12 protein-coding genes are annotated in these 16402 nt (G+C 42.9%); 6 read left to right on the top strand and 6 right to left on the bottom strand.

The annotated features are described in order from the left end of the window. Window positions 1–27: 27 nt before the first annotated feature. From AAFF35_RS07730 to AAFF35_RS07740, 3 genes are all read right to left on the bottom strand, one after another. Window positions 28–414, bottom strand: coding sequence for a hypothetical protein (locus tag AAFF35_RS07730; protein WP_342331852.1), 387 nt, complete (start codon window positions 412–414; stop codon window positions 28–30). 125 nt (window positions 415–539) lie between these two features. Continuing rightward, entirely contained in the window at window positions 540–2384 is a 1845-nt protein-coding gene (locus AAFF35_RS07735; RefSeq protein ID WP_342331853.1) for an alpha-L-fucosidase, read from the bottom strand. 56 nt (window positions 2385–2440) lie between these two features. After that, entirely contained in the window at window positions 2441–3310 is an 870-nt protein-coding gene (locus tag AAFF35_RS07740; protein ID WP_124578145.1) for a helix-turn-helix domain-containing protein, read from the bottom strand. A gap of 180 nt (window positions 3311–3490) precedes the next feature. Between AAFF35_RS07740 and AAFF35_RS07745 the strand changes: the two genes are divergently transcribed. The 5 genes from AAFF35_RS07745 (at window position 3491) to AAFF35_RS07765 (ending at window position 9717) form a co-directional block, all read left to right on the top strand. Further along, on the top strand, window positions 3491–5605 hold the full coding sequence (locus AAFF35_RS07745; protein WP_342331854.1) for a sulfatase-like hydrolase/transferase: 2115 nt from the start codon (window positions 3491–3493) through the stop codon (window positions 5603–5605). Window positions 5606–5784: 179 nt separating this feature from the next. Continuing rightward, window positions 5785–6351, top strand: a complete 567-nt coding sequence (locus tag AAFF35_RS07750) for a UbiX family flavin prenyltransferase (protein WP_342331855.1) — start codon at window positions 5785–5787, stop codon at window positions 6349–6351. A gap of 53 nt (window positions 6352–6404) precedes the next feature. Then, a complete protein-coding gene (gene mtaB, locus AAFF35_RS07755; RefSeq protein ID WP_342331856.1) occupies window positions 6405–7724 on the top strand; it encodes a tRNA (N(6)-L-threonylcarbamoyladenosine(37)-C(2))-methylthiotransferase MtaB in 1320 nt (439 codons plus the stop codon). Between the two features lie 32 nt (window positions 7725–7756). Continuing rightward, window positions 7757–8911 carry a prolipoprotein diacylglyceryl transferase family protein gene (locus tag AAFF35_RS07760; RefSeq protein ID WP_342331857.1) on the top strand — a complete coding sequence of 385 codons (1155 nt, stop codon included), beginning with the start codon at window positions 7757–7759 and terminating at the stop codon, window positions 8909–8911. An 11-nt stretch (window positions 8912–8922) separates the two neighbouring features. After that, window positions 8923–9717: an inositol monophosphatase family protein gene (locus tag AAFF35_RS07765; RefSeq protein ID WP_342331858.1), complete on the top strand. Its 795-nt coding sequence runs from the start codon at window positions 8923–8925 to the stop codon at window positions 9715–9717. A gap of 74 nt (window positions 9718–9791) precedes the next feature. Here AAFF35_RS07765 and AAFF35_RS07770 read toward each other — a convergent pair whose 3' ends face one another. The 3 genes from AAFF35_RS07770 to AAFF35_RS07780 all read right to left on the bottom strand — a co-directional run bounded on the left by AAFF35_RS07770 (window position 9792) and on the right by AAFF35_RS07780 (window position 12120). After that, window positions 9792–10343, bottom strand: a complete 552-nt coding sequence (locus AAFF35_RS07770) for a NifU family protein (RefSeq protein ID WP_342331859.1) — start codon at window positions 10341–10343, stop codon at window positions 9792–9794. Between the two features lie 77 nt (window positions 10344–10420). Continuing rightward, entirely contained in the window at window positions 10421–11767 is a 1347-nt protein-coding gene (gene purB, locus AAFF35_RS07775; protein WP_342331860.1) for an adenylosuccinate lyase, read from the bottom strand. A 140-nt stretch (window positions 11768–11907) separates the two neighbouring features. Continuing rightward, window positions 11908–12120, bottom strand: a complete 213-nt coding sequence (locus AAFF35_RS07780; RefSeq protein ID WP_342331861.1) for a hypothetical protein — start codon at window positions 12118–12120, stop codon at window positions 11908–11910. A gap of 874 nt (window positions 12121–12994) precedes the next feature. Between AAFF35_RS07780 and AAFF35_RS07785 the strand changes: the two genes are divergently transcribed. Beyond that, window positions 12995–16396: a hypothetical protein gene (locus tag AAFF35_RS07785; protein WP_342331862.1), complete on the top strand. Its 3402-nt coding sequence runs from the start codon at window positions 12995–12997 to the stop codon at window positions 16394–16396. Window positions 16397–16402 lie beyond the last annotated feature (6 nt).

The following is a 16402-nucleotide window of genomic DNA, read 5'->3' on the forward strand; positions in this document are numbered from 1 at the left end:
AAGAAACCGCAATGACAAGCTATTTTTTTACTGTCTTACGAACCGCAGGCCACATCCTTCAATGCAGGGAGGGTAGATCTCTAAGGTTTTCGAACTCAGTTTGTAACCGTAAATTTGTGGCTGAAGGTAAACGTTATAAAGCACTTCTATCCTTGCACTATCCAGGATCCTATACCGGAAGGTTTCAAAAGAGAGGGCATCGCCCTCTAATTTGCCATCTTGACTAAAGCTGAGGTATTTTGGCTCACCTGTCGCCTTTATATATTTGCCACTTCCGTCGCCGGGGTCGGCCATTGTTTCTGTCAGTTTCCATTTGCCGTAAATCTCCACAGCTTCTGATTTGTCCTTGTTTTTTTTACAGGAGAAGAAAAGTCCTGAAATGGCGATGAATAATAAGAGTAATCCTTTTTTCATAAAACATGTTTTTTCTTTCCTAAACGTTGATAGTTGAACAAGTGCTACAGGGAACTGATGTTATCTTTAGGTTAAGGATTTTTTAATCAGTCATTTAAAGATCAGAAATCCGAAGCGCTGAAAGATTATAAATTACTTTCAATTGCCCCTACTTTTTCCCGGTATAAATCTACTTCTCCGTCCAGAAGAACCGCAATAACCGTTAAACTCTTGTCCAGGCGATCTTGGGGAACCGGAATGTAAATGATACCCGGAATCGCACTCCAATACAATTTATTATATATTTCCGGCTCCATCATTGTGCCTTCACCTACAATCCTGATCCTCGCGATTTTGTTCTTAATTCCCTTTAAGGCGATTGGCCCTGTTGGCTGTCCTTCTACAAAAAGATAAACGGTTTTTTTATCAGCAGATAAGGCACTGTTGCCCTGATAATGTCCTTCAGGAAGTCCTTTTCCGGTTTGAAACAAGCCTTCTGCATTTTTAGTGATCCAGTGGTATACTTCAGGGTTCAGGTTTTTCTTTTCTGTTTCAAATCCTAGTCCGTCTACCGCCAGTTTGGTGTTTAAGAAGGGATTGTTTCCATCCTGCAATGCATTGGCAATTTCGGTGATCTGTTGTTTGCCGGATTCTTTCTTCTTTTCCCTCAGGTTTACGCTGACACTGGTTTGTTTTTCCAGTTTTAAAGGTTCATCAAATTGAAGAGCAAGTACGGTTACATCAGCGTCAACTGAGTTTTCGGAGATTTTTAAGGTAAGGTCATTTCCGTTTTTGCTGAGTACGACATTGTTGTTATTGCCGACAACTTTAGCAGATTTAACTTTAGACTGAATGCCTTTAAGGTATAAAATTCCATCATATGGTGCCCAGTCTGCATATAGATATAATGTTTTATGGTCTTTGGAAAGGCTTGTTTTTCCGTCGAAATGTCCTGCCGGAATTCCTGCACGGGTTCCGTAAATTGCTTCTCCATGTTTTTGCGTCCAGCGGGCCAATCCTTTAAGCACTTTTACCTGTTGTTCAGGTAGGGTTCCATCTGGTTTAGGACCGATGTCAAGCAGTAAATTTCCACCCATACTGATACAGTCTACCAACGTTCTGACAATCATATTCGGGGATTTGTATTTATAATCGTAAGGCTGATAACCCCAGGAATCATTCATCGTATAGCACAGTTCCCAGTAATCTCCGGCAGGTCTTACCACTGGAATTCCCTGTTCAGGAGTTTCATAATCGCCATGTCCGTTGAGTCTGGAATTGATGATGATGTTGGGATTATAGCTGCGCAATCCTTTGAGCACTTTTTGCGCCTGCCATTCTTCGCCTGAATGTTCCCAATCTCCATCAAACCATAAAAGGTCCGGTTTGAAATTAGCCGAAAGCTCATCCAGCTGTTTATGGTAATAGCTCAGGTATTTGTTCCATCGCTTAGGCTCTTCGGTCAGCTTGTATCTTTTATGTTCTCTTGTGAAAACATCATAATCCGGATAACTCCAGTCGGGCAGAGAGAAATACAATCCTGTTTTTAATCCCGAAGCTTTTAAGGCTTTTACAAAGGGGCTGATGAGGTCTTTTTTTGCAGCGCTATGTTTGATGGTCGTCGTTGCGTTAGGCGCTTTAGTGTCCCATAAAGAGATGCCATCATGATGTTTAGTAGTAATGACCGAATATTTGGCACCACTTTCTTTAATGAGCTTTACCCATTCTTCGGGTTGGTAACTGGCGGCATTAAAGCCATCCAATTGTTTCATGTAATTATCATGGTTGATGTAATTATTGAAAAATGCCCAGGATTCGGAAATTCCGTTGACCGAATAAATGCCCCAATGGATAAATATCCCCAGTTTGGCATCGGTAAACCATTCCATTTTTTTAGCATTGTTCTTGTCCTGGGTTTTGCTTTCCTGTGCCTTGTTCTCTGAAAAGAACAGCAGCAAAAACAGAAAAGACAGTAAGGTCTTCTTGTTCATAGAATTGTGTGTAGGTTTCGTTTGTTAATGTTGTATTTGTGTGTGTGTTGGTAAGCTTATTTTTGTAAATAGGACTTCTGATAAGTTAAAGGGCTTTTTCCGGTGATGATTTTGAAATGTTTATGGAAACTGGCGAAGTTGTGGAAGCCACTTTCATAACAGATCTGCTTCACATTCATGCTGTCCTCAATCAGCAGTTTGCAAGCATGTCCCACCCTGATTTCACTGATAAACTGGGTATAGGTTTTTCTGGTCCTTGATTTAAAATACCTGCAAAAGGAATTCGGACTGATATTGGCGACGGAAGCCATTTCTTCCATCTGGATTTTTCTTTTGAAGTTGGCCAGGGAGTAATTGTAAATGGCATTGATCCGGTCGTTCTCAATTTCCTCGAAGTCATGACGGAAACCGATGGAAGAAAGCAGGTGGTTTGGGGTACAATTTTCAATGGCCAGCAAGGCTTCCATCAATAAGATGATGCGTTTAGAGCCCTCAGAAAGCAAGATGGACTCGATCAGCTCCCCAATGGCTTTTTTGTTCTTATCGGGAATTTGAATCCCTCTTTGTGCTTTTTCCAGGGTTAGCTTTAACGCTTTATTCTCCGGAAGGTTTAAGAAATGACTTCCCCAGAAGTTTTCATTGAAATGCACTACGACTACATCAGCATTGTTCTTCTCATCTTCATTAAAATAGCTGTCGTCGAACCTCCAGTAATGGGGCAGGTGTGCACCTACAAGAACGACATCGCCGGATCGGAAACGCTTGATGTTGTCGCCGATAAACTGAGTGCCATTGCCCTTTTTGAAATAGATCAGCTCAACCTCGGCATGGTAATGCCAGCGGTTGTTGATATAAGGAACCTTATCTCTTCTTGCACTAAATGAATTCACAAGGTTATTTGAAACTTTGAGTAGTTGTGGCTTCATGATATTTGGTTAGGTAATGATAAAAGTATAAAAATCTTTTAAAAATACCTTGTAATTTAACAATTACACTTAAATCTGCCAATATTGCTTAATGATTGCCGATTTCGCTGAATAATTCCAATTATGCCATTTCATAAAAACTGATAACTTTGGTTTAACAACACACAAACCGAATAGACTATGATTAAAAGAACCTGGAAAGCCTCAGTAATGGTTTTTCTGCTCCCTATTGCCCTTTTTCCTGCCCATATTCAGGCGCAGGTTACCCAATCAAAAGCTGCCCCGAATGTCATTTTCATCCTTACCGATGATCTTGGATACGGTGATATTGGTGTTTTTTTTCAAAATCAGCGCCGGCAGAAAGCGAATAAAGCATTGCCTTTTCAATTGACACCACATTTGGATCAGATGGCTGCTTCCGGTGCTAAGTTTACCCATCAGTATAGCAATGCCCCGGTTTGTGCCCCTTCCAGGGCTTCATTTATGACCGGAATGAATCAGGGCAATGCCAGTGTAAGAGATAACCAGTTCGACAAACAGATCGAAAATAACCATACCGTTGCCACGATGTTAAAAGCAGGTGGATATGCCACTGCAGCTATTGGAAAATGGGGTTTGCAGGGCGAAACAAAAGAGGAACCCAACTGGCCGGCCCATCCTTCAAAACGTGGTTTTGATCAGTTCTTTGGTTATATGAGACATGCCGATGGCCACGAGCATTATCCCTATGAAGGATTATATCGGGGCAAAAAGCAGGTCTGGGACAATTATACCGATGTTGCTGCGGAGCTGAGTAAATGTTATACCACAGATTTGTGGACTGCCTATGCGAAAAAATGGATCGTAGACCATGAACAGGGGAAAGATGCGAAACAACCTTTCTTCATGTTTCTGGCTTATGATGCCCCTCATGCCGTATTGGAATTGCCCACTCAGGCCTATCCTAAAGGAGGCGGTTTGAAAGGCGGATTGCAATGGACCGGAAAGGGAGGAAGCATGATCAATACCGCTTCCGGAGAGATTGATACCTATGTGCATCCGGATTATGCGAATGCCACCTATGACGATGATCAGAATGCCGGTACTCCTGAAAAGGCCTGGCCGGATACGTATAAACGCTATGCAACGGCAAACAGAAGGATCGATGATGCCATTGGCGATTTGACCCAATTGCTTCAGGATTTGAATATTGCAGAAAACACACTGGTGATTTTTACCTCTGATAATGGTCCTTCCATAGAATCGTACCTTCCAAAGGGATTTGCCCCTAACAGTCCTGAATTTTTTGGAAGCTTTGGCCCTTTCGACGGGATCAAAAGAGATGTCTGGGAAGGTGGATTGAGAATGCCTGTACTGGCCAGCTGGCCGGGGCATATTGCTCCCGGAAAAACCATCAGCAGCCCCAGTATGTTGTCCGATTGGATGGCGACTTTCGCAGAGGCAGCAAAGATCCCTGTTCCGGCAAGAACGGATGGCGTATCGTTATTGCCTTCCCTTACCGGAAAAGGCAAACAAGAAGCCGGACAGGTTTATGTAGAATATACCGAAGGCGGAAGAACGCCGGATTTTAAATCGTTTGAAGAAAGCCGGAGAGGAAGGAAGCGTGATCAGATGCAGATGATTCGTTTCGGGGATTTGGTGGGCGTCCGTTACCAGATCAAATCTGCCGAAGATGATTTTGAGATTTACAATGTCGTTACCGATCCTAGGGAGACAAAGAACCTTGCTGCTGGTCCTGCCTATCAAAAGATTCAGGAAAAAATGAAGGCTAAGGTCTTGCAGGGAAGGAGAGTAGATTCCGAAGCTCCCCGCCCTTATGATGGAGCTGCCATTCCTGCTTCGCCCATTTCCAAAGGACTCAAGCCTGGTTTGAACTGGCGCTTTTTTAAAGGTGATTTTCCATGGGTAATCTCCGAAAAAGGAAGAGCGACGCCGCAAAAAGGAGGGGCTGAAAGTTTAAAGCCGGTTCCTGTCGGTACTGCGGATGGGATGGTCCTGTATGAAGCCTATTTTAAGGCGCCTAAGGATGGAAACTATACTTTCTCTCTTCAGACGAAAGGTAAAGCTTATGTACGGTTACATGAGGCAGAATTACTGGATGCGGACTTTGGATATACGTCGGGTAAAGAAATTTTTACAACAGTGAAGTTGAAAGCGGGATATCATCCGGTTAAAATTTATGCGTTGAAAAACGGTGGAAAAAAGGAAGAATTGGTGCTGAAGTATAAAGAAGGCACATCTGATTGGTCATTGTTAAGCAACAAAAACCTGTATGGTGTAAAATATTTGCTTTAAGCCTTGTATTTAGAACATTTAGATTGCAAAAAAAAGTGTTTAAACTTTCATTTAATCAAAAAGTTAATTACATTTGGGCTTACCCTTTCGAGGGTATGTTTTTCATAGGTAGATGTAGGGTCGGAAATTTATTTTCGACCCTTTTTTGTTCATAGGGGTTCCGTACCTTTACCGGCGTTATGAATAAGAAGAAAATCATCGTTGCCATCACCGGAGCCAGTGGTTCCATTTATGCTAAATTACTCCTGGATAACCTGCTGAAGCTTTCTGACCAGATTGAAAAGGTAGGGGTGGTGATGTCCGACAATGCGAAGGAAGTCTGGCGCTTTGAACTGGGCAATGAAGACTATGATCTTTACCCTTTCACTTTTTACCCGAAAATGGATTTCAATGCCCCCTTTGCTTCGGGCTCTGCAAAATTTGACACTATGATTATCATTCCATGTTCCATGGGAACGCTGGGAAGAATTGCACATGGCATCTCCAATGACCTCATCAGCCGGGCGGCAGATGTGGTCTTGAAAGAACGCCGGAAATTGATCGCCGTAGTGCGGGATACGCCTTTCAGCCTCATTCACATCAATAATATGAAGACGGTAACGGAAGCAGGCGGGATTATTTGTCCGGCAAGTCCTTCCTTTTACAGCCTTCCAAAGAGCATTGAAGAAGTGGCGCAAACGGTGGTCAGCCGTGTGATCGACCTGGCGGGGCTTAGTATGGATAGTTACCGCTGGAATGAGGAATAATCTCATCTAAAAACTTATCTTTGCAAATTCTTAATGAACATTTATCAGGGCTAATGAAGAAGGTTGCGTTTTATACACTGGGTTGTAAGTTAAATTTTTCTGAAACTTCCACTATAGGCAGGTTATTTACCGATGCCGGCTATGCAGTCGTGGATTTTACAGCGGCAGCAGATGTGTATGTGATCAATACCTGCTCCGTAACGGAACATGCCGACAAGAAATGCCGGAAGGTGGTTAAGGAAGCACTTAAATATGCACCTAATGCCTACATCACCATTGTGGGCTGTTATGCGCAGCTTAAACCGGTGGAGATTGCCGAAATTGAAGGCGTGGATATGGTCTTGGGCGCAGCGGAGAAGTTCCGCATCGTCGAGTACATCTCTGACCTGACCAAACAGCCTAAAGCCGTTATTCATCAGCAGAACATTGAGAAAGTAAACCATAACTTTATTGCAGCCTATTCTATCGGCGACAGAACCCGGACTTTCTTAAAAGTTCAGGACGGTTGCGATTATCCATGTACCTATTGTACCATTCCACTTGCCCGTGGCGGAAGCCGCAGTGATACCATAGAAAATGTGGTGAACCGCGCCACGCAAATCGCAGAAAGTGGTGTGAAAGAGATCGTATTGACCGGGGTTAACCTGGGTGATTTCGGAATCAGAGATGGCCAGAGGGAAGATAAATTCTTCGACCTGGTCAAAGCATTGGATGAAGTGGAAGGCATTGAACGAATCAGGATCTCTTCCATAGAGCCGAATTTACTGAGCAATGAGATCATTGAGTTTGTAGCCCATTCTAAACGCTTTGTACCGCATTTCCATATTCCATTACAATCCGGATCCAATAAGATCTTAGGATTGATGAAAAGACGTTACCAGAGAGAACTCTATACTGAACGTGTAGCGACGATCAAAGCATTGATTCCAAATTGCTGTATCGGGGTGGATGTGATCGTTGGATTTCCAGGCGAAACGCATGAAGACTTTTTAGATACTTATCAGTTCTTAAACGAACTGGACATTTCTTATTTGCACGTGTTTACTTATTCTGAACGTGAGCAGACTGCTGCAGCGGATATGAAAGGCCGTGTAGCCGGAAGCACCAGGGCAGACCGCAGTAAAATGTTGCACATCCTGTCGGACAAAAAACGCAGAGCTTTTTACCAGTCGCAGATTGGTACAGTAGGACAAGTGCTTTTTGAAGATGATCAGAAAGATGGTTTCATGCATGGTTTTACTAAAAACTATGTGAAAGTGAAAGCGAAATATGACCCGGTGATGGTAAATGAGATCAAAACTGTAAAATTGATCGAACTTACTGCTGATGGGGAGGTAGAAGTTGCAGAAACCGAAGAAGTTTTAGCGCATTAATCCTATATTCGCATTAAACTTTTTTTATCCGTATGTTTCCAACCGTATCTCATTTTATAGAATATCTTTTCGGTGTTCAGGTACCCCTTCCTTTTAATACATTTGGCGTTTTTGTAGCGCTGGCATTTATCGCAGGTTACTGGGCTTTTACCCAGGAATTCAAACGTAAAGAGGCCCTGGGTCTTTTACATCCGATAAAAAAACTGATCACTGTTGGTAAGCCGGCAACGACTATCGAGTTGATCTATAATGGTATTTTCGGTTTCCTGATTGGCTATAAACTGGTCTACGCTTTATTAAATTATAAACTTTTTGTAAGTGATGCCCAAACGGTATTGCTGTCTACTAAAGGAAGTCTGCTTGGCGGACTATTCTTTGCCGGTCTTTTTGCTTACTGGGACCATAAAGAAAAAAACAGACATAAATTACCTGCTCCTAAAACGGTGGAGGTGACGCAACACCCTTACGAGCTGATGGGCAATATGATTGTCTGGGCAGCGGTATGGGGCTTTTTAGGCGCTAAAATATTCGATAACCTCGAGCATTGGGATACTTTTGTTCAGGACCCGATCGGAAGTTTGCTGTCTTTCAGCGGACTTACTTTTTACGGTGGTTTGATCTGTGGTGGTGCTGCAGTATTGTACATCGCCAAAAAGAACAATGTAAAAATCTTACACATGCTGGACATTGGTGGTCCCGGAATGATGCTGGCTTACAGTGTCGGCAGGATCGGTTGTCATATGTCGGGCGACGGGGATTGGGGAATTACCAATCTTAACCCTAAACCTTTTAGCTGGCTTCCTGACTGGATGTGGGCTTATACTTATCCAAACAATGTGGCCAATGAAGGGAATCTTATTCCCGGTTGTGTCGGTAAATTTTGTCATGAGTTAGCTGCTCCGGTATATCCAACGCCTATTTATGAGGTGATTGTTTGTTTTATCTTATTCCTTATTCTCTGGAAGATCCGTGACCGCATTAAACTGCCGGGCATGATGTTCGGGATTTACCTGATGATGAATGGCCTGGAGCGTTTCTTTGTGGAACTGATCAGGGTGAATACGAAATACGATGTTGCCGGAATCCGTTTTACACAGGCGGAATTAATTTCCAGCATCCTATTCCTTTCAGGTCTGCTTCTGGTACTCTATTCTGTGAAGAATAAAGAAAAGCATGCAAATTATTAATATCCAAAGATTTGAATTACGAATTACTCTGTTCTAAAGTAATTGCCATCACACGGCTGACGGGCAATTTTATCCGCAAGGAGTCCATGAATTTTGACGCAAATGCAGTAGAATTCAAAGGGCTGAACGACCTGGTGTCCTATGTAGATAAAACGGCGGAGAAGCAATTGGTGAGAAATTTAGCCAAGCTGATTCCGGGTGCAGGATTTACAACAGAAGAAGAAACGATCAACAGCAGGGGAGCGGTGTACAACTGGATTATAGATCCTTTAGATGGTACGACTAACTTTATCCATGGAATTCCTACCTATGCCATCAGTGTGGCGCTTTACGAGGACGACCAGCCGGTTATAGGAGTGGTGTATGAGATCAATAGAGGAGAGATGTTCTTTACCTATAAAGGTGGGGCAGCGTACCTGAACAATAAGGAAATCCAGGTTTCTACAAGGACCTCACTGGCGGATAGTTTGCTCGCTACCGGTTTCCCTTATTACCAGTTTGATAAGCAGGCACAATACCTGCAGCTTTTCTCTGAAATGATGCAAAAATGCCATGGACTGAGAAGGATTGGTTCGGCAGCAACAGACCTTGCTTATGTGGCCTGTGGCAGGTTCGATGCCTTTTTTGAATACAACCTGAATGCCTGGGATGTGGCAGCAGGAGCTTATCTTGTACAGCAGGCAGGAGGAAATATCATGAACTTCTCCGGCGGAACAGAGTTTCTGGAGAAAAGAGAAATACTGGCCAGCAACGGATTGATCCATGAGGAAATTCTTGCGACCATGAACACGCACTTTAATAGCTAGAACAAGAATTTATTCTCCATAAGAAAGGCCCATGATTTTTGTCATGGGCCTTTTTGTTTATCGTTGGTCTTGTTTTACAAGGCTTCAGATACCACTTCTTTTACCTCAGGAACCATGCGTTGCAATAAGTTCTGGATACCTGATTTTAAAGTAATGGTAGAGGATGGACATCCACTGCATGAACCTCTAAGCTCTACAGTAACGACACCTTCTTCAAATGATTTATAGCTGATGGCACCGCCATCCTGTTCTACTGCCGGACGTACATAATCGTGAAGGATCTGTTGAATTTTGATCTCCAGGTCTGTTCCTTCGAAAGCTGTAGGCGCTTCGCTCGTTTCTTCTTTGATTTTATATTCTGACTCTACCGCACCTTTTACGAATTCTTTCAAAATAGGCTCAATATCTGCCCATTCTGCATCTTCAGTCTTGGTGATGGTCACAAAGTTACTTGCAAAAAAAACGCCGTTCACAAAGTTGAACTTGAACAGTTCCTTCGCAAAAGGGGAATGCTCAGCACTCTCTTTAGTCGCAAAATCTTCACTGCCGTTGATCAATAACTTATTGACCATGAACTTCATGGTGGCAGGATTAGGGGTTTGTTCTGTATATACGTTGATCGTCATTGTCTTTTTTTCTTACAAAAATAAATAATTCAAACATGCAATTTAAGCTATCGATGTCTGTTTTAGGTCATTATATCCTAAAATACTCCGGTATAGTTAAATGGAGTGATTTGCTTTAACTCTGTTTTAATCGCCTCATTAACATTTAAGCCGTCAATAAAGGTCGCCATTGTCTCTGCGGTGATCTTTTGATTGGTACGTGTCAGGTCTTTTAAAGCCTCGTACGGATTCGGATAAGCTTCTCTTCTCAAAACCGTTTGAATGGCCTCTGCCACTACTGCCCAGTTGTTTTCTAAGTCTGTAGCGATTGCTTCATTGTTTAACAACAATTTGTTCAATCCTCTTAACGTAGAAGCGATGGCGATTACGGTATGTGCCATAGGAACACCTACATTTCTCAATACGGTAGAATCAGTCAGGTCTCTCTGTAAACGGGAGATCGGCAGTTTCGCTGCGAAGAATTCAAATAAAGCATTGGCTACACCAGCATTTCCTTCCGCGTTTTCGAAATCGATAGGATTTACTTTATGCGGCATCGCTGATGAACCTACTTCTCCTTCTTTGATCTTTTGTTTGAAGTAATTTTTAGAGATATAGGCCCAGATGTCGCGGTCAAGATCAATGATGATGTTGTTGATTCGCTTTAAGGCATCACACTGTGCAGCAAACTGATCGTAATGTTCAATTTGTGTGGTATGTTGCGCGCGACTTAATCCCAATACTTCATTGACGAAGTTGTTGGAGAAATCTACCCAGTTAATGGAAGGGTAAGCAATATGGTGTGCATTGAAGTTTCCTGTAGCACCACCGAACTTAGCACTGTTCGGGATGTTTTTAAGGTTGTTCAACTGAATTTCTAAACGTTCTGCAAATACCAGGAATTCTTTTCCCAGTTTGGTAGGAGAGGCTGGTTGTCCGTGGGTATGCGCCAATAGCGGAATATCTTTCCAGTCTGTAGCCAGCTCTTTAATTCTGCTGATCAGTCCGCTGATGTTCGGATAATAAACTTCATTCAGTGCCAGCTTGAAAGTATAAGGGATGGCAGTATTGTTGATGTCCTGAGAAGTTAATCCAAAATGGATGAACTCTTTATAGTCCTGGAAACCCAGTTCATCAAATTGTTTCTTGATGAAATATTCTACTGCTTTAACGTCGTGATTGGTGATTTTCTCTGTGTCTTTGATCTCCTGCGCATGATCATCATTAAATTGTTCATGAATCAGGCGTAGTTTTCCATAGTTGGCTTTATCAAATTGAGCTAATCCAGGTAATCCGATTTCACATAGTGAAATGAAATACTCTACTTCTACATATACCCTGTATTTGATGAGGGCAGATTCAGAAAAGTATTTAGATAGGCTTTGAGTAGTGTTTCTATAACGGCCATCTATTGGAGAAATAGCTTGAAGTGGAGATAAATTCATGAATATTATGGTTGTTTACAGGCGCGAAGTTACGCATTATTAGCCGTTTTTGGGAAGGGAAGCCAGGCTAAAATAAATGTAAGGCATAAAAAAAAGGCTTCAGATGTATCTGAAGCCTTTTTTTTATGGGTTAATTTAAACTAGTGAGCAGCTGGTTTAGTTGCTTCTGTAGTAGTTTTAACAGTTGTATCTTTTACAGTAGAGTCTTTTACAGTAGTATCAACAGTTGTAACAACTGCACCTGAATCAGTTGCTGTAGTGTCAGTAGAAGTACCAGTTTTTTCTGAGTTACAAGCTGCTACTGATAAAGTGATTGCTAAAGCTGCAAAGCCAAATTTAAATGCGTTTTTCATTCTATTTTGTTTTTAGGTAATTAACTAATTTTACAGATTAATACGCTAATGTTAGAAAGGTAACCCGGGTATTTGAAAATAATTTAAAATATTTTTTTAGGGCAGGGATAGGGAAGGAATCAGGTCAGGATTGGGGCAATGTAAGCCATTATCAGGAATACCACAAAATCAGTTGGATTTTTATGTAAAGTTAGATTAGGAATAAGATGGTAAAATCTTGCTTTGGGACTTGTAAAAAACTCGTTTTACCCAAGCTAGGTTTAACCTCGGTCTAAGCTCGGTCTATACTCGGTGCTAACTCGGTCAGAAGCGTGTTAAAGGCGGGTAAGCAACTGGTATAAAATGAGCTTGAAATGCGTATTCCTGCAAGCTGTTTCTTTCCTGATTTAAATAAGCTGAGTGTGGGATTTGTATAGGCTTCGAGGTTGCCGAGGGGTTGGAGAGGGTTGATAAGGCCTTTGACGCCACCAATCCTTACCAACCCCTAAGACAGCCCTGATCAGGATATAACACTATAAAGATCAGATCCGGATGTTATGGTGTTTTACCATGAATTTTGACCCATTTGGCCCTGTTGGCTTTTCAGATATATTCCGAACTTAGTAAGGCAGGTCTGACCTGTTTTCTATTTCCTTTATTGTGCAGATTTTTTTTATGTTTTGCCATTTTTTTATGTTCATAGCACTTATTTGTAGTTTACTACAAATAAGTGCTTTTATTTATCAATGACATGAATTTTCCCACAAAACATTGTTTTGAAAATAATTGGTAATATATTTTTCTTTTAAATATTTGTCTATAGATTAGACATCGTCAGGTTGTTGATACTCAATGGTTACCGGATCACAGCCGTTTAACGCCAAACTCTAAAACGATGAAAAAAAGATTGTACGCGCTTGCTTTATTTGTGCTGTCTGTTTTATTTGTCCCTCTGAACAGCACTGCGCAGGTTGATTTATTGACCACTGTTACCCAGCCTTTATCCCCTCAGGCGGCAGCACTGGGGAAATATGTAGAAATGCCGGTGGGTTATTACAGTGGGATTCCCGAGGTCAGTGTGCCTTTGTATGAACTGAAAACCAAGGATTTTAGTGTTCCTGTTTCCCTGAGTTATCATGCTTCCGGGGTGAAACCAAGGGAGATTCCCGGATGGGTAGGTGCAGGGTTCAGTTTGAACGCCGGGGGTTCGGTGACCAGGATTGTCCGCGGACTTCCAGGTCTGGGCGCTGCTTATGTTCCCGGTACTCCTCCCGATCGACGCAGAATGCTGAACGTGGAGAACGAAAACGGCATGGCCAAAGTAGATACAGAATGTGATGAGTTTTATTTTAACTTCCTGGGCCTTAGCGGCAGTTTCAGCTTTACCAGTGATGGAAAAGTGTTGATGAAGGATGTAAATAACCTGTATGCGGAATACACGGCAGATAAGTTTAAGTTCATTGATGAAAAGGGAACCGAATATTACTTTGATGTTTCCGAGACCAATACCATGAGCAGTGGATACACCTATTCCAGTGCCTGGTACCTCACCAGGATCCGGCTACCTTTTAAAAATGAAGTGATCGAGTTTAAATATGAGAGTGAAGGAAATAACTGTTACCGGATGAACTATTATCCAACGGAGCAATATGAATTTATACGGTATGAGGACCGTTCCCCTCAGGTCCAGTTTCTTCTGAATCCCGATTGTGACGATGTGATTGGCGTGGCCGGACTTCCCGAACTGATTAAAACCAATAACCTGCTGATCAAATCGATCATTCATAAAACCGATACCCTGAAGTTTTACCGGAACAACAGTTCCCGGACCGATGTTTATAAGATCCGGCTGGACAGCATTAAAATGTTTAACGGAACAACGATGGTCAGCAGGGCGCGGTTTACCTATACCTATAGTGACAGTACCAGCGACAGCCTGGCCAAAAAAATGCTGCTGGACAGTGTGAATATCAACGATGAGCCAGCCTACCGTTTCAGCTATTTTGGTCCGTATATGGGTCGGAAAATGCCCGGGGTAAACAACCTGGGAACCGATTTCTGGGGCTATTATAACGGGGAAGAAAAGAGTTTAAGCCCTCAGAACCAGCCTTTTTTTATCAGGTTTAAAAACCTTCACGGCACGGTGGTTAACCTGGGCTCTGCCTACAACAGCAGCTTCAAAAACCCGGATTATAAATACGCCCGGGTAGGTGCATTGAAAAGTGTCAGTTATCCTACAGGAGGGAAGACTGAGTTCGAATATGAAGGCAATGACTATGCCTATCCTGTTGTCCCGGAATCGGATGAACGTATGGCCATGGCGATGGACTCGCTCAGGCAGCTGGGAAGCTCCAGTAATTACCCCAGCACGAACAACAGTGCTGAATTTATCCTGCACCAAAACCAGACCGCAACTTTTGAAACCAAGCTGGGGATGTCGCCAAATATCAACAGCTGGACCGATTACCAGAATTATGTCTATAATGGTGGATTTGGCGCTTTGAGTATCGCAAGGCTCTATAAGTATAATGAAGGCACAGGTGTTTTTGACCTGCTGAATACCTGGAGTTTCAATCCGGTAACGGGCATCGGCGCTCCAAACCCCGGCATCGGTTTTGGATTTGTTAAACCTAACGGGACTTCTACCCAAAGCCCATCGGTGTCCCTGACTGAAGGAAGGTATAAAATGGAAACGGAAATTCCGGCTTATGGATTCAGTGCGGGTATTAAAGTGACCAACCAGTTTAAATACAAACGACCAGGCCGGAGTCAGGGGCCTTTTAATTACCATATCTATAATGCAGGCGGGCTCCGGATTAAAAAGATCACTTTTACCAGCCCGGTAAACAGTTCCTCTTTTGAAAAGAATTATGACTATAGTTATAAAGGGATCACCTCCGGGGTGTCTGAAATCCCGTTTTGTAACCTGACCTCGAAAATTCACTGGGGCGAACAAAGGATCAGGTATTATCCGCCGATAGAGGGGATTTTTGATCCCCAGATCTGTACTTTTTTTCTGCTGAACCAGAGTACGATGGTCCCTTTAGGTAATGGAAAAGGCGGAACGGTAGGTTATGCACAGGTGACCGAAACCATGAATGACGGGCGTAAAACGGTCATGCAGTTTACCAATGGCTACAGCGATGTAAATGCAGATTCCCTGTTCGACGGGTATGAAGATCAGTTTTATTTTACTGCTCTGGGCGACCAATCCGTTTTTGACAGGGCAGGCAATAGTAAATCTTCCTGGCGGGGAAGGATGAAAAGGGTATGGTACCAGGATGGTTCGGGCAAAAAGATGAAGCAGGAGGTACACCGGTTTGCGAATCTGGCCAGCGGCTCCCTGCAGAACACTTCCCTGTTTCTTTCCATCAATGCGCTTCCAGGCAGTCCTGATGTGAATTATGGAACCAGCTGGGGAACTTACCATTTTACGCAGGACAAGTTCGTTCCGGTGCTGGACTCGGCCTATTATTTTAACGGCACAGATACCCTGAAAGAGCTCACTAAATACAGCTACCTCAATGCCGGATTTGCAAACCCTTCAGCAATAGTTAAGGTGAATTCTGCAGGAGACAGCAGCATTACCCGTTTTAAATACCCTTATGATTACACGATTTCAGGCACAAGTTCTATTTCCTTTTCCAAAGGCATTAAAAACCTGCAGGATAAACATGTCATTACCAGCCCGGTAGAAAGCTATGTGGAGGAGAAAACTGCGGGAGGGAGCGGAAAGGTCACGATGGCGCAGCTGGTTTCCTATAAACCGGAGATCCCGGTTCCGGATACGGTATACAGCCTGAACAATACCGCCGGGCTGAGCGATTTTAGTCCCGCTGTTTTTACGGTAAGTACGGCCAGTAAGGACAACAGGTATGAGCGCAGGATTCTCTTTGATAAATATGACAGTTATGGTAATGTGGTGGAACAGCGTAAAGAAGGAGAATTGAAGGAAGTGCTGGTCTGGGGATATCAGAAAAGATATATCGTGGCCAGGATTACCGGAAGTACTTACGCCACAGTGATGGCACTGGTAGATACCACCGTGATCAATAACCCATCCGGCGATGCGGCCATGCGTACGGAACTAAATAAAATCCGTACCAACCTGGCCTCTTCTAACCCTGATGCAGAAGTGACCAGTTATACCTATGCCGTACTGAAAGGAATGACCAGTATGACTGATCCTAGGGGAGAAACAGTGTATTATGAATATGATATTTTTGGTCGGTTGAAGCGGACAAAAAACGCGGACAATGACATCAAAGACCACCTGTGGTACCATTATAAACCTTAAACGCGC

Source organism: Pedobacter sp. FW305-3-2-15-E-R2A2 (genome assembly GCF_038446955.1).
Lineage (GTDB): Bacteria > Bacteroidota > Bacteroidia > Sphingobacteriales > Sphingobacteriaceae > Pedobacter.